We start from the raw sequence: 20,920 nt of genomic DNA, 5'->3' as shown, positions 1-20,920 counted from the left end.
CTGGAGGGGGCGGACCCGTGGCGGTCTGCCCCCTGTCTTCTACCCCAACTGCACCAGTTCCACCAAGGTACCGTCGGGTGCGCGGAGCGTGCCGGTCAGGTGCCCGCCATAGACCGCGCCGTCGCGGCGGGTCGGCGGCGTGATCCAGTCGCCTTTGACCTTGGACAGGTCAGGGTGGGACAGGGTGCAGATGGCGATGCCAGGCGGCAATTGTCCGGCATGGGCCGGGCGCGGGGTGGCGGCGTCGGGATATTGATCCAGCTCTAGGAACACGTCGCGGTCATGCACAACGGTGCTGATCGTGTGCAGTTGTTCCATCGGCAGATCGAAGGCATTGGCCAGCATCGTATAGACGATGTCCATTTTACGCCCCAGGCTGAGGCCGACCACCTTTTCAAACCAGTCGATGCTGGCGTCCATGTCCGAACAGGCCATGACCAGGATGAACAGTTTGTCGATCAGGCTTTCGGCACGTGGCAGGTCAAAGGCCGGCAGGTCGGACCGGATCTGCGTCAAATAAACGATCTCTCCGTCCGGTCCCTTCACCTGCATCGGGTAGATGGCGGGCAGCCCGTCGATCTCGCGCGGGGGACCGATGATCTCGAACGGGCTGTTCAGCATCCGCTCATTCACTTTCAGCACATCCTGCACGCAGATCTCGATGGCGGCCCAGCCATAGGTGCGCAAGGGGCGATATTCGCGCACCGCGTCACCGGCCACGAACCGCAGATAGACCGGCGCTCCGCTGGAGGGCTTCAAGACGACAAAGGCTCGGCCTTCGCTGGCCGGCGCGCCCCAGGCGGCGGCCAGGTCGCTGGATAGGGTTCCCCGCTCGACGAGGCTGTAATCCAGCCATGCGACATAGCGGGCGGCACTCGCCTCGGGGTCGGTGACGGTCAGGGTGGCGGCACGCAGAAGCTTCATCGGGCCAGCTCCTCAGCGATCGTCTCGCTGCTGTCATCGGTGGCGGTCAGGGCCTCGGCTTCCTGTTGTACCACGCGCAGCACGCGGGCCAGGAATTCCTGGTTCCACAGGCCGCGTTCGGCCGCTTCCGCCTTGGTCGGCGTAAAGCCTTCGATCTCGTCGCGGCTGACAATGCCCTTGGCAGCCAGCAACCGTTCCAGCGTGTCCAGACGCTGGCGCGTGACCACCAGTTCGCCGGCCAGCGACAGGGCGATCGCCATGCTCCGCTCTGCTTCCCAGCTTTCCAGGAAATGCGGGCGCTTGCCCGTGGGTTTGGCCGATGCGCCGGCCAGGGCCATTTGGATCGACATCACACACCCTCCTTACGGGCGCCCACGACATGCCAGGCTGCCTTACGGCCATAATCCTCGCCACTATCCTCAGCGGCATCGGGGAAGACGGATTTATCCACCACGGCGGTGACGCCGCCATGGATCAGGCTTTCCTTGGTGAAGCCCGCCTGCACCATCCAGGCGTCAAGATCGGCCTCATGCATCTTGGTCCAGAACGGTTCGGCGTTGTAAAACGCGTCCCAGTCCCGCATCGCCTGTTCAAACAGGGGCATGGCCGGGCTGTATTGCGGTTGTTCTACATGCAGAACGATGCCACCCGGTGCCAGCAGGCGATGCGTCTCCTTGAAGATGCGCTGCATGGAACTGTAGCTGGTTTCGTGCAGGAACATGGTCGTCTGCACCCAGTCGAAACGGCCATCGGCGAAGTGCGGCAGGCTTTCGACATTGGCCTGAACGAAGGTCACGTTTTCCACGCCCAGCGACTTGGCCCGCGCCAGACCGTAGCGCAGCATGGGTGCGCCCACGTCCACCGCCACAATCTCGGCATCGGGGAAAGCCTGGGCGATGGGCAGTACATTGTGACCAAGGCCGCAGCCCATATCCAGGATGCGCCTGGGCTTGAAGTCGGGCAGGTTTCGGGCAACCCAGCGGGCGACAGCCTGGCCGCCGCCGTCGGAATAACGGCCCAGCATGCCACCGGTGGTGGCAAACAGGCCGCTGTCATAATTGGCGGCGTTGGCCACGTCGCCCGGACCATATTCGGTGTGATAGCTGCCGGGCATGCAGTGATGGTCGATGGAGGACACATAACGGGGCAGAACCAGGTTGGGGTCCAGCACCAGACGTGGATCGCCATCGGTCAGGGCCGCCACGCGGGCCGCCAGTTCCTCCTGCTGGCGCAGGGTGACCCAGCGCCCGGCCTGCTGTCGCATTTCCATCGTGTTGCGGCGCAGCGCGGACCAAAGCTGCCAGTAGGGGTCCTTGACCAGGGCGCGGCGTACCTGATGGCGATCGGTGAAAACTTGACCGGGGGCGACCCGCGTTTCAAACGCGTTCTTGACCGCCGGCATGACGCGCCCGGCCAGATGGCGGTTCATATGGGCCAGGAAGTTGAAACGTTCGATCTCGTCATGCGTCATGTCCGGAAAGACGCCGTGACGGCCGACGACCCGGTAATCGGGTGGGCCGTCATAGGCGGCGACAAGGGCCGCATCCCGGTCCTGAACGGGTTTGCCTGAACCGTCCATCTCACCTGTCCTCCATCTGTTGCGGGCGTTTATTCGGCCCGTTGATACGTAGTTTAAGGCCAAGGCTGGCCTATGGCCTCACATCCAGTTGTCAATCGCCACTACGCGGATTTGTGGCTGCTCATCCGCCGGTTCCCCCGACACCCCATTCGTGCGGACCTGTGACACAACTGATGTTTGTGCGGTTTCCCAACTGCTTGGCTGGACCAACGGTTTTCGGGCGGTCAAAGATCACCGGTAAGCAGAGCAAAGCAGGGCGGGGCGGCGGCGATGATCGAACGGCATTTCATCACGGTGGAGGGACGGTTGGTCCATTACCGCCGCACCGGAAACGGGCCGGCGGTGGTGGCCCTGCACCAGTCCCCGCGTGACAGCGCCGAACTGGTGCCGCTGATGCGGGCGCTGGCGCCCTACGCCACCGTCATCGCTCCGGATCATCCGGGCTTCGGCCTTTCGGACCCCTTGCCCGATGGCCCGGCCTGCATTGACCGGTTTGCCCAGGCGATGGTCGACCTGTTGCAGGCACTGGGGTTGGAGAAGGCGGCTTTCTATGGCTTCCATACCGGTGCCTGTATCGCCAACCGCGTGGCGGCCCTGTATCCCGACCGGGTGACAGGGGTGGTGGTGGACGGGTTCATGGTGATGGGGCAGGAGGAGCGGGAGGATTTCCTGGCCCATTACCTGCCGCCCTTTCAGCCGCAATGGGACGGGGGGCACCTGGCCTGGGCGTGGCACCGTATTCGTGACCAGGGCATCTTTTTCCCGTGGTATCGGCGCGAACCCTCGGCCCGGCTGGCACGGCCCAAACCCGATCTGGCCCGGATGCATGCACAGGTCATGGAGTTGATGCGGGCGGGCGACCCTTACCGTGTCGGTTACGCGGCCGCCCTGTCTTACTGCCCAACCGAGGATATGGCGTCCCTGTCGGTGCCAGCCCTGCTGTTCATCGCCCAGGATGATCCGCTGGTCCGCTATTTGTCCAAAGTGCCGCCCTTGCCCGACGGGGTGGCGGTGGCAACGGCGTCGGACCGCAGTGCCGCCTATGGGGTGATCACGGATTTTCTGCGCCAGCACATGCCTGATGTGGCAGCACCGCCAGCCCCTGCCTGTGACGCTTGTGGTGTGACCAACGGGATGGCCTGGCGGGCCGGCGGGCAGGGAGAACCTTTGTTACGCCTGCATGATCTGGGTGGCGCTGGCGCCCTGCTGCCCGCACCGGCGCAGGGAGCTTGGCTGGCCCCCGACCTGCCCGGCATGGGCGACAGCGATCTGGCGGCGGAACCCGGTGATCTCACGGCGGTTGCCGATGCGGTCGCGGGGTTGCTGACCGCGCGCGGCTGGTCCGGTGGCGCGGTTGAAGGCTGGGGCTATGGGGGGCGGGTGGCCCAGGTCCTGGCCAAACGGCATCCAGGACAGGTCAGCGGGCTGACACTGCACCCCGGCCACACCACGGCCCCACCGGACCTGCGCCCGGTAGAAGGCGGTGGTCATCTGCTGGCGGCTTGGCAGCAGGCACGGGACGCCCATCTGTTTGCGCCCGGCGACGGGCTGCTGCCAGACCCCGCGCGGTTGCAGGCCGAAACCTGGTATTGGCTGAAGGCGGCACCGATCCTGGATCGGGCCTGGCGCGCCATGGCGTCGGGGGATTAACCGCCCCGCCGCCAATGGGCCGATTTATCGCCAAAGGCCGGCAGATCGAAATGTGGGTGTGCTGGTTCATCGACAAAGCGGATGGGCACACCGATATGGCGGTAGCCGCCCGCATCGGTCAGCATCATGCCGCGTTCGACCACAAAGGGATCGTCAAACGCATCCTTCAGGCTGCGTACCGGCGCCCAGCAGCAATCAACCGCGCGCAGGAATTCCTGCCAATCGGCCAGGGTTTGGCTGGCAAAGGTGGCTTTGAGAAACGCCCGCAGCGGTTCCTGATCCGGCCCCGGCGGCTTCTTGGCGATGGCGATCAGGTCGGGCCGGCCGAGTGCGGTCAGCAGGTTTTCGGCAAACTTGATCTCCGATCCGCCCAGCACCAGGAAACGCGCGTCGGCTGTTTCATAGATGTGATACAGGGCCGAGCCGCCGAAGCTGCGCATGTCCTTGACGGGCGGGTGGCGGTCCTCGGCAAAAACCGGACCGGTGACATTGGGTGTCCAGGCCAGGGCGGCATCGAACATGGACAGGTCCAGATAATCCCCCTTGCCCGTTGTGGCACGACGCAGCAGCGCCATCAGCACGCCGGAAAGGGCCATCAGGCTGGCAGCCATGTCCGCCACGGGCATGTTCGGGCTGGCCGGTTGCGTGTCGTTCAGACCCCGATTCAGGTCCACAAGACCGGCCAGCGCCTGCACCGTCATATCATGGGCAGGTTTGTGCGCGTATCGGCCCGTCTGCCCGAAGGCGGAGATGGAGCAATAGACCACGCCGGGATTGATGGCGCGCACGGCGTCGTAATCCACACCAAGGCGTTTGACCACGCCGGGGCGGAACGCCTCCACCACCACATCGGCGTCCTTGGCCAGATCCATGAAGATGGCATGGTCGGCCGGGTCCTTCAGGTTCAACGCCACCGAACGCTTGCCACGTGCGATATTGCGAAACCAGACGGTAATCCCGTCCCCCGTTTTCTGGCCGATCTCCCGCGTCGGTTCGCCCGTGCCGTTGGCGGGTTCGACCATGATCACGTCGGCGCCGTGGTCGGCCATCATCATGGTCATATGCGGACCTGGCAGGAAGGCCGACAGGTCCAGAACCTTGATCCCTTGCAGTTTCATTCGGCCATTTCCCCCAATTTGGGGGCACGCACGCCCCTGGGCCTTTCGCCATTGATGCGGATGGGGGATGAGAGCAGGCGCAGGCTGCCGCCGGCCGCGTCCGGATGGTCAACCGTTTCCACCATGCCAATCTCCCCCACAAACGGATTATCCAGTGCCTGATCCAGATTGGTGATGGGGGCGAACGGCACATGCCCGCCCAGGATCGACAACCATTCCGCCGTGGTTCTTGTGGACAGCAACGCGTCCAGCGTGTCGGACAGCAATTGCCGGTTGTCCCGGCGGGCCGGGATATCCTTGAATTCCGGACGGTCCAGCAGGTCGGCGCGGCCCGCGCGGCGGCAGAATTCCTCCCAGAATTTCGGGGTCTGGCACATCAGCATGGCCCAGCCATCACGTGTCTTGAAAGACTGGCTGGGGGCGATGGACGGATGCGCGCCGCGTGGCAGGCGTGTCACCTGGTCACCGGCATTCAGATACCAGGTGGCGGGATAGGAGAGCTGGTGCAGGGCCGTATCGAACAAGGCGACATCCACGTCGCAACCGATACCCGTGGCCCTGGCGCCCAGAATGGCCGACACGGTGCCGAACGCCATCATGGTGCCCGTCATGAAATCGACCATCGACACGCCCAGCCGTGTCGGTGGCGCATCCGGTTCCCCCGACAGTCCCATGAACCCGGCTTCGGCCTGCATCAGGTAATCATAGCCGGGCCAGGTTTCCCGGCTGTTACCCCGGCCATAGGCCGACAGGTGCGCGCAGACCAGACGCGGATTGATCGCCTTCACCGCGTCATAGGTCAGGCCCAGCTTTCTCGGCTGGTCACCGCGCAGATTGTTGATCAGGGCGTCCGAACCAGCCAACAACGCGTTAAAGGCGGCCCGGCCATCCGGGCTTTTCAGGTCGATGCTGGCCGATTGCTTGCCCTTGGAAAAGGTCTGGAAGAACTGGCTGTCGCCATCGCCCAGGAAATGCGGCCCCGTGGCGCGGGAGACGTCCCCGCCTGTTGCGGCGTTTTCCACCTTGATCACCGTGGCCCCCAGATCGGCCAGCAGCATGCTGCCATAGGGGCCAGCACCATATTGTTCCACCGCGATCACGCGGACGCCGGACAAGGGGCGGGTCATGGGGGGGCTCCGTTGGGGAAGGGGCTGGAATTGCCGCCTTTTATCGCCTTCCCGGCTTTCGCCGGGAAGGCGGGTAGGAATGAATGATCAGGATCAATCACACCGGATGGCGGGCGATCATCTGCTTGGCGATGATGATGCGCTGCATCTCATTGGTGCCTTCACCAATGCACATCAGGGGCGCGTCGCGATAAAGGCGCTCAATCGGGTATTCCTTGGAATAGCCGTAACCGCCAAAGATACGCATGGCCTCCAGTGTGACCTCGACCCCCGTTTCGGAGGCGAAATATTTGGCCATACCGGCTTCCATGTCGCAGCGCTCACCTCGATCATAGGCGCCTGCCGCATCCTGGACCAGCAGCTCGGCGGCCCGCACCTTGGTGGCCATTTCGCCCAGCTTCAACTGGATGGCCTGATGTTCCCCGATGGGCTTGCCAAAGGTTTTGCGGGTCTGGGCATAGGCCACGCTTTCCTTCAGTGCCCGGCGCGCAATGCCGACGGCACGGGCGGCAATGTTGATCCGGCCCAGTTCCAGACCCCCCACAGCCATATGGAACCCCTTGCCCTCGATACCACCCACCAGATGGCGTTCAGCATCCAGCTCATAATCCTCAAAGATCAGCTCGGCACTGTCGATGCCCTTATAGCCCATCTTCTCCAGCTTCTTGCCGGTGCGGAAACCTTCGTAGCGCCTGCCCGTGTCGGGATCGACCTTGGGCGCGATCAGCATGGTCATGCCCTTGTGGCGTGGCTGTGCGTCGGGGTCGGTCTTGACCAGCAGCGCCACGGCCCCGCCCTCGATCCCGTTGGAGATCCAGGTCTTGGTACCATTGACGATATAGGTGCCCCGATCCGTGCGGGTGGCGCGGGTGCGAATGGCCTGCAGGTCAGTGCCGGCATCGGCCTCCGTCAGGCCCAGACCGCCACGGATCTCGCCGGAACAGAATTTGGGCAGCCAATAATGCTTCTGGGCTTCGGTCCCGAACTTTTCCACCACCGTCGCCATCATGATATGGCTGTTGAAGATGCCGGTCAGCGACATCCAGGTTTCAGCGATCAGGCTGACGATGCGGGTATAGGTTTTGGCCGGCAGGCCCAGACCGCCATATTCGGGGCTGATGGTGGCGCCGAACAGGCCCAGGTCCTTCATCTGTTCGACCAACTGGATCGGATAGATATCATCATGTTCCAGCTTGTCCGCCACGGGGCGAACCTCGCGGGCCAGCCAGCGTTCGATACTGTCCAGGATGGCGGCTTCATCATCGGGATGGATACCGGGGTGGGGCGTGCTGCTCATATCTGTTGGCTCCCGCATGCGATCAGTAATGTTCGACCCGGTCTTCCACGGCATGGCCACGGAAGGGGATCAGCATGTTGCGCTTGAACGAACAGACGGTGACGCCGTTCTGATTCTTACCCTGTGTGCGAATGGTGACGATGCCCTGGTTGGGCCGCTTTTCCGAGACGCGCTTGGCCAGCACTTCGCTTTCGCCATACAGCGTGTCGCCATGAAAGACGGGGGCGCTGAACTTCACCTCGTCCATGCCCAGATTGGCGATGGCTTTCTGACTGACATCCGTCACGCTCATGCCGATCAGCAGGGCCAGCGTATAGGGACTGACCACCAGGTTCTGCTTGAACTCGCTGGCCTTGGCGAATTCGGCATCGAAATGCATGGGATGGGTGTTCAGCGTCAGCAGCGTGAACAGGTGGTTGTCATATTCGGTGACCGTCTTGCCGGGGCGATGCTCATAGATATCGCCGACATGGAAATCCTCGAAATAGCGCCCAAAGGTCTCGCGGTAGCGGTTGGGGCCGACTTCTTTCCAGTTCTGTACCATGGTCTGTTCCTTTATCGTCCGGCCGCGGCCAGCACCCGCCGCGCCGCCCGCACCACGGGCATTTCGATCAGTTTTCCATCCAGCAGCGCCACACCGCCGCCGGCCTGTGCAAAGCTGTCCACCACGCGGTGGGCCCGGTCGATGTCCGCCTGGCTTGGTGTGAACACCTCATTCACCACCGCAACCTGTGACGGGTGGATACAGGCGCGGCCCGTGAAGCCCAGCGCCTTGGCGCGCTGGGTGGAGGACCGCAGCCCCTCCATATCCGCAACGTCAATGGAGGGGACGTCGAACAGGCCGATCCCACCCTCCGCCGCTGCCGCCACCAGGCTGGAGCGGGCGAAAAGAAGCGGTTCCCAGTCAAGTGTGCAGCCCAGTTCGGCCGCGAAATCCACCGCCCCAAACAGCAGTGCCGTGACATGCAGGCCACGGGCAATGGACGCCGCCTGCCGTAGCCCTGCCGCCGTCTCAATCAGCGGTACCAGCGAAAGGGACCGGTCGCCCAGCAACTCGGCCAGGAAATCCAGGTCGGATGGGTCTGACAGTTTCGGCAGCATCAATGTGCGGGGGCCGGCGGCGCTGTCCAACACGGCCAGAAGATCAGCCAGTCCCGCCTTGCTGCGCACCGGATTGATCCGCAGCCACAGGTGATCGGGCGCACCCTTTTCGGCAATGAAGGCCAGCGCAGCCACCCGCGCCCCCTCCTTGCCGGCCGGGGCCACCGAATCCTCAAGGTCAATGCAGGTGATGTCGGCGCCCGCGGCCAAGGCCTTGCCAAACCGTTCCGGACGGGAACCGGGCACGAACAACAGGGAGCGTTCCGCCATCGCGATCCTCGATTTCTATTTGTCCGGACATATTAGGGCAAAAGTGAGACCCGTCAAGGCGGATTGGTGCCGCCACAGCGTAATTTCGGCAGTCCAAAGGGGGGGGAGGGCGCAATGCCCCGACCACCGCCCCTGTCGCCGGGGCGGCGTCATCACGTCACCGATGGATGAGAACTCACCCGAAGGTGAAGGAGGGCTTGCGCTTGTCGCGGAAGGCGTTACGGCCTTCGATGAAATCCGCACCTTCGATCGCGTCCAGGAATTCCGCAACCGTCTCGGCCGTGTCTACGACCTGTCCGGCCAGCACGCGATTGATCATGCGCTTGGTCGCGCGGGCCGAATATTGGCTGGCGGCGGTGATCTGAGCGGCATGGTCCAGAACGGCAGCCTCCACCCGGTCCGGTGCGGCCACCCGGTTGACCAGCCCCATGGACAGGGCCTCACCGGCCTCCAGCAGGCGGCCCGTGTACAAAAGGTCCTTGGCATGGCTGGGCCCCACGGCCTGCACCAGCCGCTTGGTATCGCCCAGCGGATAGACCAGGCCCAGCTTGCCCGGCGTGATGCCCATGCGGGCGTCGGATGCCGCAAACCGCAGATCGCAGGCCAGGGCCAGACCCAGCCCACCCCCCACACAGGCGCCCTGGATCAGGGCGATGGTCGGTTTGATAAAATCGGCCAGCCCATCCATGGCCCGTGCAATATCGCCGGCATAGACGGCGGTACTCTCCCGCGTCGCATAGGCGGCTTCAAATTCGGAGATGTCGGCCCCGGCGGCGAAGGTGCCGCCGGCACCCTGGACCACCAAGACGCGGATGGCGGGATCGGCAGCCGCCTCGGCCAGCCGTGCGGGCACCAACTGCCACATTTCCTGTGACAGGGCATTGCGCTTGGCCGGCTGGTTCAGGATCAGGCGGCCGATACCGTGATCCTCACGGCGCAGAATGACTTTGTCGGACATTCAGTTTCCTCTATGTTCTTAGTGCTTAACGTATTTCTTTTGGTGGTGTCGTTTTTAAATGAATCATAAACGATTGAGGACACAATATTCAGCAGAACTGTGATGACGGCATACATAAGAAATTTTCGTGATTTTGAGGTGAAGTCTTCCTCTCTAGAGGTGACTCTTTTTATTCGTTCTTGATCGCCCTTCGTAAACTTTATGAATGCCACCGGCCCAGTTTTTTGAATTGATGCCTTGAACGAATCAAAAAGAAACCAGAGAACCACAATATTGAAGCAAAAGACCAGTCCGCTTAGGGACAGATATTGAGAAAATTCTTGAATAGATATCTCTGAGTCACGTGATACAATGAAAAAGCAAATAGATGTTGTTGCGACAGCAAGAACTTTTGCGATAGACCCAGAATGCTGGGAGTTCTTCCTAAGGTACTCCGGGAACTTTTTTATAGTAACGGTTGGCAAGGAATCCGCCCACCCGCTGACACAGTTAAATATATTTTTGCCTACTATATAGTCAACATACCTTACTCTGGTAAAAATGTTCCCTTGTTCTGCTCCGAACAATATAGACATAATATTTTCTTTTTCTGGACTTTCGCAGCGGAGCCCTATTTCAATGACATACATTTCCGGAGGAGCATCTGAACTAACTTTAATCGTAATGCTACATTCTATGTTAATTTCTTTCACGCTTTCTTTTTGAGATGAATCGAGTTTTTTGAATGCGTCTATGGAAAAAATTTTGAAAGTCTTGCCATTATTGAGATGAACTTCGATGCTGATCGTTTCTGCTACTATTTTATATTTTTCTACCTCTTGCTTTATTTTTTCATATACCTGGCAAACATCATCGACCTCTAATATAAAAACTTTGTTTTTTACAGCTGAAATTGCACTTTGGCCAGTCATCACGGACATAATTACATTTTTTATTTCTTCATTTGGGGCTTCTGCCAAAGTTATGCCTCGATTCTGCATCTCGGCTCCTCCTTTCCCTGGAGGTATTACTTCAACTTTATCATTCCGATGATCCATTGCCGTCGCCCCATTGTGTTATGGCTTAAGTTTGAGCTAAAGTTATTACTCTTTATAGTGATGGTAGCAGTTTTGCCCTTAAAAGCAATCAGCCCTCTGTCCGCCAGTTGCTGCCGCCTTTGCGGTTTGATCGCATGTGATATTTAAACCGGTCAGGGCGGTAATGGGCATAGATCAGTTGGACGGCCCGTCCGGCCTTGTCCCGCATCACCCGTTCCACCCGCAGCAGCGGGGCGCCGGTGGCCATGTCCAGGGCGGCGGCGATGTGCGGTTCGGCGGCGACCGCCGTAATCCATTGTTCGGCCTCATAAGGCGGGACACCGGCCCGTTCCAGCAGCACCAGCATGGGTACCGTCTCCATATCAGCCCGGCTGATGCGGGCGGCGATGTCGGCCGGCATATATTGGATCAGATAACTGAACGGTTCGCCCGACAGTTTGCGCAGACGGACCCCCCGCTGCACCTCCATGCCCGGTTCCAGATCCAGCAGATTGGCGACGGCTACCGGGGCCGGCAGGTCGGACAGTTCCAGCACCTCCACCTGCGTTTCCAGGCCCAGGGTTTTCAAACTGTCGATCAGATTGTCAAAGCTGCCATGGACCTGCGGCAAGGTGGCGGACGGGGTCACGACGGTGCCGCGCCCGCGATGCCGGCTGACCAGGTCATGGGCTGCCAGTTCATTCAGGGCGCGCTTCACCGTGATGCGGGAGACATCGAACAGCTTTGACAGTTCCTGTTCGCCCGGCATCACCGAGTTGGCGGGAAATTCGCCACTGCGGATCTTTTCACGCAGCACCAGATAGATCTGGTGGTACAGCGGGGTCGGGGCATTATGGTCCAGCTGTTCGGGGCTCAGGCCCAAGGGCAGGGTCGGCTGGTCCATGGAACTCCATCCAGGTTGAACGGGCAGGGAACTGTTACCGCTTTATCAGCGTCTTCGGGCTTTCGCACAAGATCGCCGTTGCTGTCCCCCTCGCCGGCACCACAATCGCCGCCCAGGGGCGGACACATATCCCGGCTGTCATAGGCTCTATTTTATTGGTATAACATTATACCATAAACCGGCCAACGTGAAGCCTGACAACCCGAACCGGGCGCCGCTGCTGGTGCCGTCGCCCGAACATACCGAAATCTTCTGGGTACGATTGCTTTCCGATTGCCGGAGGCCAAGACCACCCCCATAATAATCTATAAATATATCATTTAACATCGGGAGAGCACATGTCGGACGCGCGCTCGGAATTCAGCCAGGGCTGGAAGGTGGTTGTCGCCTCGGCCCTGGGCATTGGCACGGGCCTGTCGCCCATTCCCTTCTATACGATCGGGGTGTTTGTGGCCCCGTTGAGCGCGGAGTTCGGCTGGGCCGTCGATCAGATCATGTTCTCCTTGATGATCATGACCCTGGGTGCGGTTGTGATGGGGCCGATTGCCGGGATGTTGGCTGACCGGTTCGGGGTGCGGCCGGTCGTTCTGGCCTCCGTGACGCTGTTCGGGTTGACGTTGGCCGGTTTCGCCCTCTCCAACGGATCGCTGACCCTGTTCTACATCAATTGGCTGCTGCTTTCGTCGCTGGGGGCGGGGACGTTGCCCGTCACCTGGACCCGCGCTGTCAGCAACTGGTTCAACACCCATCGCGGTCTGGCGCTGGGCCTGTCATTGCTGGGCACTGGCCTGTTCGGGGCCGGAGCGAAGCTTTATGCCAATTACCTGATCGGGGAGTTCGGCTGGCGCACGGCCTATATCGGCCTGGCGCTGTTGCCGCTGCTGATTGCCTTGCCAACGGCCTATTTCCTGTTCCGGGATACGACGGATGCCAAGGCCAAGGGCGCGCCCGTGCGGCAGGCCCATCGGGGTTTCTCCCTGCGCCAGGCAATGAAAGGCTACCGTTTCTGGCTTCTGGCCATTGCCTTTATCCCCATTTCTTTCGCAGTCGGTGGCCCGATCCCCAATCTGGAGAAGATTTTCACGTCCAAAGGCATTGATGTGCAGCAGGCGGTGCAGATTGCCAGCATCATCGGCCCATCGGTTATTGCCGGTCGCATTATCGGAGGCTGGTTGATCGACAGGATCTGGGCGCCTGGTGTTGCCTTTGTGCTGCTGTCCCTGCCGGCCATCGCCTGCTGGCTGTTGACCGGCGATGCCACCACCCCGCTGATGGCCACCTTTGCCGTCATCCTGATCGGTTTTGCCGCCGGTGTGGAATATGACATGCTGGCCTTCCTGGTCAGCCGCTATTACGGCATGCGCTGCTATGGTGCCATTTATGGCCTGGTCTATGGCTTTTTCGCCCTGGGTGCGGGGTTTGGGCCGTATACGTTCGGCCGCATCTTCGTGCAGACGGGCAGCTATGATGCCGGGTTGCTTTATGGCGGGGTCATGCTGTTGGTGGGGGCGGCCTCGTTGCTGCTGCTGGGCCGGTATCCCGACACCGCCACCTTCCCGGCGGCGGAGGCCAAATGATGACGGCGTACATGATCATCACCGCCCGTATCCATGACCGGGATGCGTTCATCGCGGGTTATGGCCGGCAAGCCGCTGAGCTGGTTGCCCGTCACGGCGGGCGATATGTTTTTCGCGGACGCGATGCCCAATTGCTGGAAGGCGATTTCGGCGACGGTGCCGCCATCCTGGTCAGTCGCTGGCCGGATATGCAGACATTGCGCCGGTTCTGGGACAGTCCCGACTATGCCGAAATCAAACGCCTGCGCGATGGCATGGCCGATGTGCAGGTTATCGCCGTGGAAGGGGTATGGCAGGAATAGATAATTGTCCGGACAAATGGCTTTTTTCTGGCGGCATGAAATGGTATAAGAATGGACCAACTTAAAAGCGGCCGGATCGCCGGCCGCGGTCATGCCGCAACAGGGAAGGGAAGTCATGGAGGATATTCGCACGGGCATGCCGGTTCTGGCCCGCCATGCCGGGGAATGGGTCGGTGTTTACACGCATGTCGACGCCGATAACAACCTGATCGACCGGCATCGCTCACACCTGACCTGTACCTTCCCGACGGAAGGTCCCCATGCCTATCACCAGACCAATGTTTATACCTGGGACGATGGCCGCCAGGAGACGCATCTGTTTCCCGCCACCTATCGCGCGGGCCGCATTTTTTGGGATACCGACCGCATCCAGGGCCACGCCTGGGAGGTCGATCCGCGGACCGTCTGTCTCTACTGGGAACGCCTGAACATGCCCGGCTGGTATCTGTATGAGATGATCCAGCTTTCCGATTGCGGCAACCACCGGGGCCGCACCTGGCACTGGTTTGAGAATGACCAACTGGTCCGCCGCACCTGTATCAAGGAGACGCGGCTAAAATAAAACCGATCGGGGTGCCTGCGCCGTCGATGTTAACGGCGCAGGCACCCCCAACGCTACTGACCTGTGAGAGGCCTGTTAGAAGCTGTAACGCACGCCGGCCTGGATCAGGCGCGGCGCGCCGGGAATGGTGCCGCGCGACCGATCGACGACATAGGTGCGGTCGAACAGGTTCTTCACCGTGAACAGGGCCGTCACGCCGCTATCGCCGACCGTCTGGCTGAGCGACAGGTTGAAGATATTGGCCTGCCCGATGCGCCCTTGCTGGCCATTGGCGCTGACCGGGACGGAGTTGATGTCGTCGGTGAACATGGACCCCGTATGCACCCATTCGACCAGGGCGTCGAACCCGGCATCATGGGTAAAGCCCAGACCCAGCGTCGCAATGTTTTCCGGCGCATAGGGCAGGCGGTTGCCACGGACCGACACAGCAGTAAAGCCGCTGAGGTTGCTGAACCGTGTGCCGCGATATTCCGCATCGGCCACCCAGGTCCAGGCCGCCGACAGGGTAACCGCGTAGGGTTGCTGGCTGGACAGCAGATCGCGGCTGTTCACCTGCACGGAAGCTTCAAGTCCCTGATGCAGCGTCTTGCCTGCACTGGTCAGGGTGGCACCCGCCCCGCCAGCCACGCTGGACGGCACGATCTGGTTGTCGAAATCCATCCGGAACAGGCTGGCTTCCAGCGTCACACCGGGCTGTATCTGACCCCGCAGGCCCAGTTCGTAACTCCAGCTCTTCTCCGGGCCCAGATCGACACTGCCGCCGGTGGCATTGATGATGTCTTCGACACGCGGCGGTGCGAACCCGCGATGCAGGCCGGCAAACAGGGTCGTATCAGCAATGCCTGTGTAGGACACACCGATGCCGGGGATCCAGGCGGTCAGGTCACTCTCGCCTTTGGTGTTATTCAAACGGTTAAAGCGGTCGTAATTGATATTCTCGACCCGCAGGCCCGGAGTGACGGCAAAGGTTCCCATCCCAAACCGGTTCTGGATAAACCCGGAATAGGCCGCCACCTCGCGGCGGTTATCCTCTCGCAGACCACCATTGACGCTGGTGCCGGCGGTGCGGGCGTTGGGCGTGTCACCATGGACCTGCCGACGCTCCTGCTCTTCCCCATGGGCACGCACACCGATGGTGGTTTCACTGTCCAGCGACCCTAGATCGCGGCGAAGCGTCAGTCGGCTGTCCACGCCATAGGTGTAATAGGTGCGCAGCCGTCCCTCGTTGCCGCAGGTGGTGTTCAGGTTCGCCATACCCGCACAGCGCGGATCACTGCTGTCATTGGGCCGCTGGGCAGAATTGCTGGATTGCCGCCACCAGTCGCGGTCGAACCATGTCCCGTACAGCGCCGTCGTCACATCATCATTATCGTTCAGTGCGGCTTTGTGCACCAACGATGCGCCGGCCCGGCGGGTGCGGAATTCGTCATTGGTAAAGGGATTGGCCCGCGGATCAGCCGCATATTCCGCCCGTGTCAGCCCGGAATATGGAACGTCGCTGTCTTCGTCATGCCAGGATAGTTTCGCAGTCAGGCTTTGCCCCTCTGTCAGGGACCGGACGATCTTGATGCTGGCATCGTTGGTGCGCAGATGGATGTTGCGCCGTGTGCCATCCGTCTCCCGCCGCTGACCCGTGAACAGCAGGCCGGTGTCGCCAACCGTGCCACCAACGCTGGCCTCGGCCTCATAGAAATCACGGTTGCCGGCCCGCAACATGACCGTGCCGCCGGGCTGGGTCGGTGGGGTCGGGGTGATGTAATTGATGATGCCGCCCACCGTATTGGGGCCAAAGGCAATCTGCCCAGACCCTTTCAGCACCTCAATCCGCTGATACTGCGTTACCGACGGATGGAAATAGGTGGCGTTGTCGCCATAGGGGGCGAAGGCCAGCGGCAGCCCATCTTCCAGGAACAGGGTCTTGGTCGACCGCGTCGGATTCAGGCCGCGAACACCGACATTCGGCCGCAGCCCGCCGCCTTCCTCCTCACGCGGGAACAGGCCCGGCACTTTGCGCAGCGCATCATTCACTGTGAAAATCTGGCTGCGGCGCAGATCCTCGCCATCCACCACGCTGGCCGACCCCGGTATCCGGTTCAACCCTTGGCGGCCGCCCACAACCACGATTTCCGCCACTTCACTGACGGTACCTGCGGCCCTCTCCGAGGGAGCGGACTGCGCCAGGGCGGGCAGAGCCGCCACACTGGACATGAAAAAGCCGATCAGGCCAAAGGGATAACGGGACATCGAACTGCCAGCTCCATTTATTAACTTTATGCCGGCAGCAGATAATTAGAGTGAGAGTTACTATCAAGCAGACATAAGAATCACTCTCATATTCAATTGCACCTGTGTCGCTTCGGCAACAGATGCAGGACAGCATCTGCCGCCGATGCCCTGGGCCGCCTTGGCGGGCGACAGGGTCGCCGTTGTATCGTGCTGGCCCAAAAATTGTTCAGACAACAGCTTACGGGTTCAACTGGTACAGGATCACCAGATGCCCGTCGGGGTCCAACAGGCCCTGTTCCTTGCCCTGGCGACCATCCACAGTGGTGAGGTCCAGTTCCTTGAAGACGGTCAAACCGCGTTCGCGGGCGCGGGCGGCCATGCCGGGCAGGTCCGGGCTTTGCAGCACCATAGCATGGGGTCGGGGGGCGGTGGGCATGTGGATGGGCGCACCCTTTACCTCGATGATGGCCAGGGTCCGCTGCTGGGTATCGGATGACAGCATGGCCATCCGCATCTGTGCCTTGCTGTCGATATTGAACATGACATAGGCGTAGGAGGTGGGTTTCAGCGGCATCTCCACCTCCACCTTCAACCCCATCAGGTCGCGATAGAAGGTCAAGGACCGGTCCAGGTCGGTCGTCAGGATCGTGGCCCGCTTGTAATGGACGCCGTCATAGCTGGCGCTGTCTGCCCCGGCTGGTTTCACCTCGGCCCCGACAGGGCCAGACAGGAACACAGCCGCCAGCAGGGTGAAGGTCAGTTTTTTCATGATCCAGGACCTTTCAAAAGAAAGGCCGGCGCCGCGCCATCCGGTCAGGGAAGGAAACGGGCCGGCCACACCGGCAGCAGGGCATTGGCGCGAACAGGGGAGGAGGAACGCCGTCAGCCCCCGCGCCGTCAGAAGCTGTAGTTCAGCGTCACGCCTGCCTTCCGGCCAACCGCACCAGTCACCAGCGGGGTGGGGATCGAGAAATTGACGCTGTCGAAGAAGCGCACCGCTGTCAGCGGTGTGCGGTCATCAAAGGCATTCTCGACAAAGGCGGTGACGCTGACACCATTTTCAAAGCGCAGGCCGGCACGGAAATCCGCCACGGTCTTGTCGCCGATATAGGCCAGATTGTCGGCGCGGATGTAGGACTTGCTCTGATAATTCACATCCGCCCGCATGAACATTTCAATGTCGGCCGACAGGTTAAAATCGGCCCTCAGGCTGGCGAACAGTTTGTTCTTCGGCACATAAGGCAGGGATTTGCCGACAAAATTCATCGGTGGCAGGCCCCCGGCGGCCAGGGTTGCTGTCAGGCTGTCATCCACAAACTTTTCATAAGCGGCATCTGTCCAGGAATAGCCCAGGCTGGCCGTCAGGACATCGGTCAGGCGCATCTGGGCATCCACCTCGATACCGTCAATGACGGCCTGGCCGACATTGCAGGTATAGGTGCGCTGGGTGGAGGTGCCGCCCACCGAAACCGGGTTCTGGCAGGCCACTTGCTGGTCTTTCCAGTCCGTGTGGAAATAGGCGAGATTGGTGGTGGCACGGCCACCCAGCCAGGTGGCTTTTATACCGGCCTCATAGTTCCAGGAGCTTTCTTCCTGATAGGTGAACTGGCTTTCCAGAACACGCAGACCGGTATTGAAGCCGCCCGTCTTTGTGCCCTTGGCGACATTGGCATAGGCCATGATGTCATCGCTGATCGTGTAATCAACGATGAAGCGCGGGGTGAAAAACTTGAAGTCCTGTTTCAGGTTGATGTTGCGCAGCGATGCATCCGTGGCGGCGACACCTGCCGTTACCGTGGGACGCTGCTTGTAGGTCTGATCTTCCCATTCCTGCCGCGCCTCCGCCGTCACCGTCAGGTCATCGGTCACGTCATAAGCAACAGAGGCGAACAGGCTTTTGGCTTCCGTTCCCAGCCTGGCCAGCGGATAGCCAAAGGCCGGTGGGTTGGGCAGCATCGGTGACAGGGAACGTTGAACCGCACTGACCTTCGACCAGTAATAGAATCCGCCGACAATCCAGCGGATTTGCCCCTCGTCGGGTGAACTCATCCGCAGTTCCTGGCTGAAATCCTTGGTCGTATTGACTTCGGAGGAGGTGGCGAACTGCGACTGGCGGAAGGCGATCGGCCGGAAGGTTGGCAGCGGCGGCCCGAAGTTACGGCACCCCAGCGTGTCTTCGCAGACAGTATTGTCTCCGTCGATCTGATATTCATTGTCGCGCTTGTTATAGGCAGTGACGCTGGTCAGGGTCATTGCCTCCAGATCGTAATCCAGTGCCAGGCTGGTGCGATAGGTTTCCTGGCGGTTGCCGTAATCCGCCAGTTCGGCGGCGATCCGGCGCTGGGTATTGACCGGCAGGTACTTGCCCATCTCTGGCAGTTGCCCGACATAGGTCTGCGGGCTGCCCACCGGGATGCCACCATTCAGCGCCACCGGTACCGTGCGCGCAATGCCATTGGCACGCACCACCGCACTCGCCGGCTGACCGCTATCATCCTTGGCGTAGGAGAAGCGCAGACGCGCCGAGAGTGCGTCCGTCGGGGTGAACAACGCGTCGGCGGCGACCCCTTGCGTCTTCTCGAAATCAATGCGGCCATTGTCGATGGAACTGCGGTAATAGCCGTCAAATTCCTTATGGCTGACCCCCAGGCGCAGGGCCAGCTTGTCGGCAATGACGGGGCCGGTGATGCTGGCGCGGCCTTCCAGCATGCCGTGCGACCCCACAGTCAGTTCCGCTTCACCCCCCAGGGTCATCTGCGGGGCCTTGGTGATGTAGTTGATGGCGCCGGCAAAGGTGTTGCGGCCATACAGAGCGCTCTGAGGACCCTTGATCACCTCGATCCGTTCCAGATCCGACAGGGCGATATCCATCGCGGCCTTGCCGGTCAGATAAATGCCGTCGATGAAGACACCGACATTGGGCGCGCCGAACGTCTGGGTCGATCCGCGGATGATGGGCGTCGCCGCAGCCGGGCCGAACAGCGGGGCATAGTTCAGGCCGGGTGTCAGTTTCGCCACATCATCAATGCTGGTGATGCGGGCTTCGGTGATCTCCGCAGCGCTGAAGGCAGTGATCGCCTGCGGGGCTTCCTGCAGGCTTTCGGCCCGTTTGCGCGCGGTGACGATGATTTCTTCCAACAGCAAAGGTTCGGCTGTCTGGGCCAGGGCACTGCCCGACGCCAGGGCGAAACCGGCCACCAGGAAGGAGGATCGCAGCAGTTGGTTCTTCATGACGTGAGCAACTCCCGATTTTCTGTGCGGGCGCGTCAGATCGTTTATCGGGCGGGGCCCAAGGCCGCCTGCACGCCGCTGATTGACTGTCTTTTCTTGGGGCGGCAACGATGGCCGCCGTGTCAGTTGGCCTTTGGCGCGGATGCCCGGCGTTCTTCCATCACTTTTTTGTAGTAGGTCCAACTCGTCTCATTGCGCCGCGGATCGTCCAGCGGCGGCGCGTCCGTGTAGATCGGATAATTGGCGCGGATTTCCGCCTTCAGCGTTTCAGGTAAGGCGTCAAAGTCCGGGACGCGCGCACCGACTGTGCTGAAATAGAGGATGCCTTCACGATCCCCCATATCCATCCAGGGCAGCCATTGCGAAAGCCGGGTCCAGGAAATGACAGCATCATCGACCGACTTGGTCTTCGGGCTGACCAGCTTGTCCTTAGGCATGGAGAAATTGAACATCTCCGTGGCATGGTAGGTGCCGCCGACCTGGACCTGATACTCCCCCGCCAGCGGGTTGGGATAGAACAGCGGTACGGTGAAGGACACAAAGGCAGCATTGCCCATGCTGGTAAAGGCCGATGGCGTTGGTTTGCCGTCGCGGCCGATGCTACCGAAACTGTTATTCACCGGGTCGTTGGCGACATGCAGCACCTCGACCTCCTTGCCGGTCCAGGGATTGGCCCAGCGGCGCAGGATTTGACCCGTCACGGGATCGAGATAGACCAGCACCTCGCGGCTGACCAACCGAAAACCCTTGCCCAGCTTGGGATCATCCACTGTTTTGCAGGCCCGGACATTCATGCCCTCGACCTTGAACAGTTTTTTGTCCGGCTCGCCCCGGCGGCGGGCAAACACTTCCCCCGACCAGGCATAGAAGGCGGGTTTGCCATCATCCAGGTGGCACTGCAATTTGCGCATCGCGATCAGGGCATCGGCCGGATTGTTCAGATCCAGTGTTTTGGTGGCGGCCTGTGCGGCCAGTCCGGAACAGAGCGAAACCGCCGTGGCGATCAGAATTGTGCGTAAGGTCAACAGCTTCATCGTGTTCAGTCTCCCAGTTCCCGCACCAAAGGACTTTCTGTCCG

At 61.1% G+C, this 20,920-nt stretch carries 19 protein-coding genes; 4 read left to right on the top strand and 15 right to left on the bottom strand.

Annotated elements, in window-relative coordinates; genetic code table 11:
- Positions 1-39: 39 nt before the first annotated feature.
- The 3 genes from CHU95_RS21135 to CHU95_RS21125 are packed head-to-tail and all read right to left on the bottom strand — an operon-like array spanning position 40 to position 2,503.
- Positions 40-924 carry a VOC family protein gene (locus CHU95_RS21135; RefSeq protein WP_094458327.1) on the bottom strand — a complete coding sequence of 295 codons (885 nt, stop codon included), beginning with the start codon at positions 922-924 and terminating at the stop codon, positions 40-42.
- The gene (locus CHU95_RS21130) at positions 921-1,274 is read right to left on the bottom strand and encodes a hypothetical protein (RefSeq protein ID WP_094458326.1); all 354 of its coding nucleotides are present in this window, start codon (positions 1,272-1,274) and stop codon (positions 921-923) included. The genes CHU95_RS21135 and CHU95_RS21130 overlap by 4 nt, the downstream gene beginning before the upstream one ends.
- Entirely contained in the window at positions 1,274-2,503 is a 1,230-nt protein-coding gene (locus tag CHU95_RS21125; RefSeq protein ID WP_094458325.1) for a class I SAM-dependent methyltransferase, read from the bottom strand. The genes CHU95_RS21130 and CHU95_RS21125 overlap by 1 nt, the downstream gene beginning before the upstream one ends.
- A gap of 270 nt (positions 2,504-2,773) precedes the next feature.
- Here CHU95_RS21125 and CHU95_RS21120 point away from each other — a divergent pair, with 270 nt between their 5' ends.
- A complete protein-coding gene (locus tag CHU95_RS21120) occupies positions 2,774-4,153 on the top strand; it encodes an alpha/beta fold hydrolase (RefSeq protein WP_094458324.1) in 1,380 nt (459 codons plus the stop codon).
- On the opposite strand, the gene CHU95_RS21115 is transcribed toward CHU95_RS21120, so the two are convergent.
- The 8 genes from CHU95_RS21115 to CHU95_RS21085 form a co-directional block, all read right to left on the bottom strand.
- On the bottom strand, positions 4,150-5,271 hold the full coding sequence (locus tag CHU95_RS21115) for a CaiB/BaiF CoA transferase family protein (RefSeq protein ID WP_094458323.1): 1,122 nt from the start codon (positions 5,269-5,271) through the stop codon (positions 4,150-4,152). The genes CHU95_RS21120 and CHU95_RS21115 overlap by 4 nt on opposite strands.
- Entirely contained in the window at positions 5,268-6,398 is a 1,131-nt protein-coding gene (locus tag CHU95_RS21110) for a CaiB/BaiF CoA transferase family protein (RefSeq protein ID WP_094458322.1), read from the bottom strand. The genes CHU95_RS21115 and CHU95_RS21110 overlap by 4 nt, the downstream gene beginning before the upstream one ends.
- Positions 6,399-6,495: 97 nt before the next feature.
- Entirely contained in the window at positions 6,496-7,695 is a 1,200-nt protein-coding gene (locus CHU95_RS21105; protein WP_094458321.1) for an acyl-CoA dehydrogenase family protein, read from the bottom strand.
- A 22-nt stretch (positions 7,696-7,717) separates the two neighbouring features.
- Positions 7,718-8,239 carry a MaoC family dehydratase gene (locus CHU95_RS21100; protein WP_094458320.1) on the bottom strand — a complete coding sequence of 174 codons (522 nt, stop codon included), beginning with the start codon at positions 8,237-8,239 and terminating at the stop codon, positions 7,718-7,720.
- 11 nt (positions 8,240-8,250) lie between these two features.
- Positions 8,251-9,066, bottom strand: coding sequence for an HpcH/HpaI aldolase/citrate lyase family protein (locus CHU95_RS21095; RefSeq protein ID WP_094458319.1), 816 nt, complete (start codon positions 9,064-9,066; stop codon positions 8,251-8,253).
- 175 nt (positions 9,067-9,241) lie between these two features.
- Positions 9,242-10,024: an enoyl-CoA hydratase-related protein gene (locus CHU95_RS21090; RefSeq protein ID WP_094458318.1), complete on the bottom strand. Its 783-nt coding sequence runs from the start codon at positions 10,022-10,024 to the stop codon at positions 9,242-9,244.
- Positions 9,973-11,061, bottom strand: a complete 1,089-nt coding sequence (locus tag CHU95_RS22235) for a hypothetical protein (RefSeq protein ID WP_133065613.1) — start codon at positions 11,059-11,061, stop codon at positions 9,973-9,975. The genes CHU95_RS21090 and CHU95_RS22235 overlap by 52 nt, the downstream gene beginning before the upstream one ends.
- Positions 11,062-11,149: 88 nt before the next feature.
- Entirely contained in the window at positions 11,150-11,944 is a 795-nt protein-coding gene (locus tag CHU95_RS21085; protein ID WP_094458317.1) for a GntR family transcriptional regulator, read from the bottom strand.
- 338 nt (positions 11,945-12,282) lie between these two features.
- On the opposite strand from CHU95_RS21085, the gene CHU95_RS21080 reads away from it, so the two are divergent.
- The 3 genes from CHU95_RS21080 (at position 12,283) to CHU95_RS21070 (ending at position 14,385) form a co-directional block, all read left to right on the top strand.
- Complete coding sequence (locus CHU95_RS21080; protein WP_094458316.1) at positions 12,283-13,521, top strand: MFS transporter; 1,239 nt, start codon at positions 12,283-12,285, stop codon at positions 13,519-13,521.
- Entirely contained in the window at positions 13,518-13,823 is a 306-nt protein-coding gene (locus tag CHU95_RS21075) for a DUF1330 domain-containing protein (protein ID WP_207762575.1), read from the top strand. The genes CHU95_RS21080 and CHU95_RS21075 overlap by 4 nt, the downstream gene beginning before the upstream one ends.
- A 115-nt stretch (positions 13,824-13,938) precedes the next feature.
- Complete coding sequence (locus tag CHU95_RS21070; RefSeq protein ID WP_094458315.1) at positions 13,939-14,385, top strand: DUF3598 domain-containing protein; 447 nt, start codon at positions 13,939-13,941, stop codon at positions 14,383-14,385.
- A gap of 75 nt (positions 14,386-14,460) precedes the next feature.
- Here the strand turns inward: CHU95_RS21070 and CHU95_RS21065 are convergent, their stop codons facing one another.
- From CHU95_RS21065 to CHU95_RS21050, 4 genes are all read right to left on the bottom strand, one after another.
- Entirely contained in the window at positions 14,461-16,629 is a 2,169-nt protein-coding gene (locus CHU95_RS21065) for a TonB-dependent receptor family protein (protein ID WP_094458314.1), read from the bottom strand.
- 220 nt (positions 16,630-16,849) lie between these two features.
- Positions 16,850-17,380 (bottom strand): VOC family protein, encoded by a 531-nt coding sequence (locus CHU95_RS21060; protein ID WP_094458313.1) that lies wholly within the window; start codon positions 17,378-17,380, stop codon positions 16,850-16,852.
- A gap of 128 nt (positions 17,381-17,508) precedes the next feature.
- Complete coding sequence (locus tag CHU95_RS21055) at positions 17,509-19,842, bottom strand: TonB-dependent receptor (protein ID WP_094458312.1); 2,334 nt, start codon at positions 19,840-19,842, stop codon at positions 17,509-17,511.
- A gap of 122 nt (positions 19,843-19,964) precedes the next feature.
- The gene (locus CHU95_RS21050) at positions 19,965-20,876 is read right to left on the bottom strand and encodes a DUF1838 family protein (protein WP_094458311.1); all 912 of its coding nucleotides are present in this window, start codon (positions 20,874-20,876) and stop codon (positions 19,965-19,967) included.
- Between the last annotated feature and the right edge of the window lie 44 nt (positions 20,877-20,920).

It is taken from the genome of Niveispirillum lacus (genome assembly GCF_002251795.1).
GTDB classification, from domain to species: Bacteria; Pseudomonadota; Alphaproteobacteria; order Azospirillales; family Azospirillaceae; genus Niveispirillum; species Niveispirillum lacus.
This window is presented reverse-complemented; position numbering and strand designations above follow the sequence as displayed.

Coding starts and splice junctions, on each gene's coding strand:
- CHU95_RS22235 (WP_133065613.1), bottom strand. CDS start 11,061: ATGGATCATCGGAATGATAAAGTTGAAGTAATACCTCCAGGGAAAGGA.
- CHU95_RS21105 (WP_094458321.1), bottom strand. CDS start 7,695: ATGAGCAGCACGCCCCACCCCGGTATCCATCCCGATGATGAAGCCGCC.
- CHU95_RS21080 (WP_094458316.1), top strand. CDS start 12,283: ATGTCGGACGCGCGCTCGGAATTCAGCCAGGGCTGGAAGGTGGTTGTC.
- CHU95_RS21050 (WP_094458311.1), bottom strand. CDS start 20,876: ATGAAGCTGTTGACCTTACGCACAATTCTGATCGCCACGGCGGTTTCG.
- CHU95_RS21085 (WP_094458317.1), bottom strand. CDS start 11,944: ATGGACCAGCCGACCCTGCCCTTGGGCCTGAGCCCCGAACAGCTGGAC.
- CHU95_RS21075 (WP_207762575.1), top strand. CDS start 13,518: ATGATGACGGCGTACATGATCATCACCGCCCGTATCCATGACCGGGAT.
- CHU95_RS21090 (WP_094458318.1), bottom strand. CDS start 10,024: ATGTCCGACAAAGTCATTCTGCGCCGTGAGGATCACGGTATCGGCCGC.
- CHU95_RS21060 (WP_094458313.1), bottom strand. CDS start 17,380: ATGAAAAAACTGACCTTCACCCTGCTGGCGGCTGTGTTCCTGTCTGGC.
- CHU95_RS21095 (WP_094458319.1), bottom strand. CDS start 9,066: ATGGCGGAACGCTCCCTGTTGTTCGTGCCCGGTTCCCGTCCGGAACGG.
- CHU95_RS21115 (WP_094458323.1), bottom strand. CDS start 5,271: ATGAAACTGCAAGGGATCAAGGTTCTGGACCTGTCGGCCTTCCTGCCA.
- CHU95_RS21125 (WP_094458325.1), bottom strand. CDS start 2,503: ATGGACGGTTCAGGCAAACCCGTTCAGGACCGGGATGCGGCCCTTGTC.
- CHU95_RS21130 (WP_094458326.1), bottom strand. CDS start 1,274: ATGTCGATCCAAATGGCCCTGGCCGGCGCATCGGCCAAACCCACGGGC.
- CHU95_RS21120 (WP_094458324.1), top strand. CDS start 2,774: ATGATCGAACGGCATTTCATCACGGTGGAGGGACGGTTGGTCCATTAC.
- CHU95_RS21100 (WP_094458320.1), bottom strand. CDS start 8,239: ATGGTACAGAACTGGAAAGAAGTCGGCCCCAACCGCTACCGCGAGACC.
- CHU95_RS21135 (WP_094458327.1), bottom strand. CDS start 924: ATGAAGCTTCTGCGTGCCGCCACCCTGACCGTCACCGACCCCGAGGCG.
- CHU95_RS21065 (WP_094458314.1), bottom strand. CDS start 16,629: ATGTCCCGTTATCCCTTTGGCCTGATCGGCTTTTTCATGTCCAGTGTG.
- CHU95_RS21070 (WP_094458315.1), top strand. CDS start 13,939: ATGGAGGATATTCGCACGGGCATGCCGGTTCTGGCCCGCCATGCCGGG.
- CHU95_RS21055 (WP_094458312.1), bottom strand. CDS start 19,842: ATGAAGAACCAACTGCTGCGATCCTCCTTCCTGGTGGCCGGTTTCGCC.
- CHU95_RS21110 (WP_094458322.1), bottom strand. CDS start 6,398: ATGACCCGCCCCTTGTCCGGCGTCCGCGTGATCGCGGTGGAACAATAT.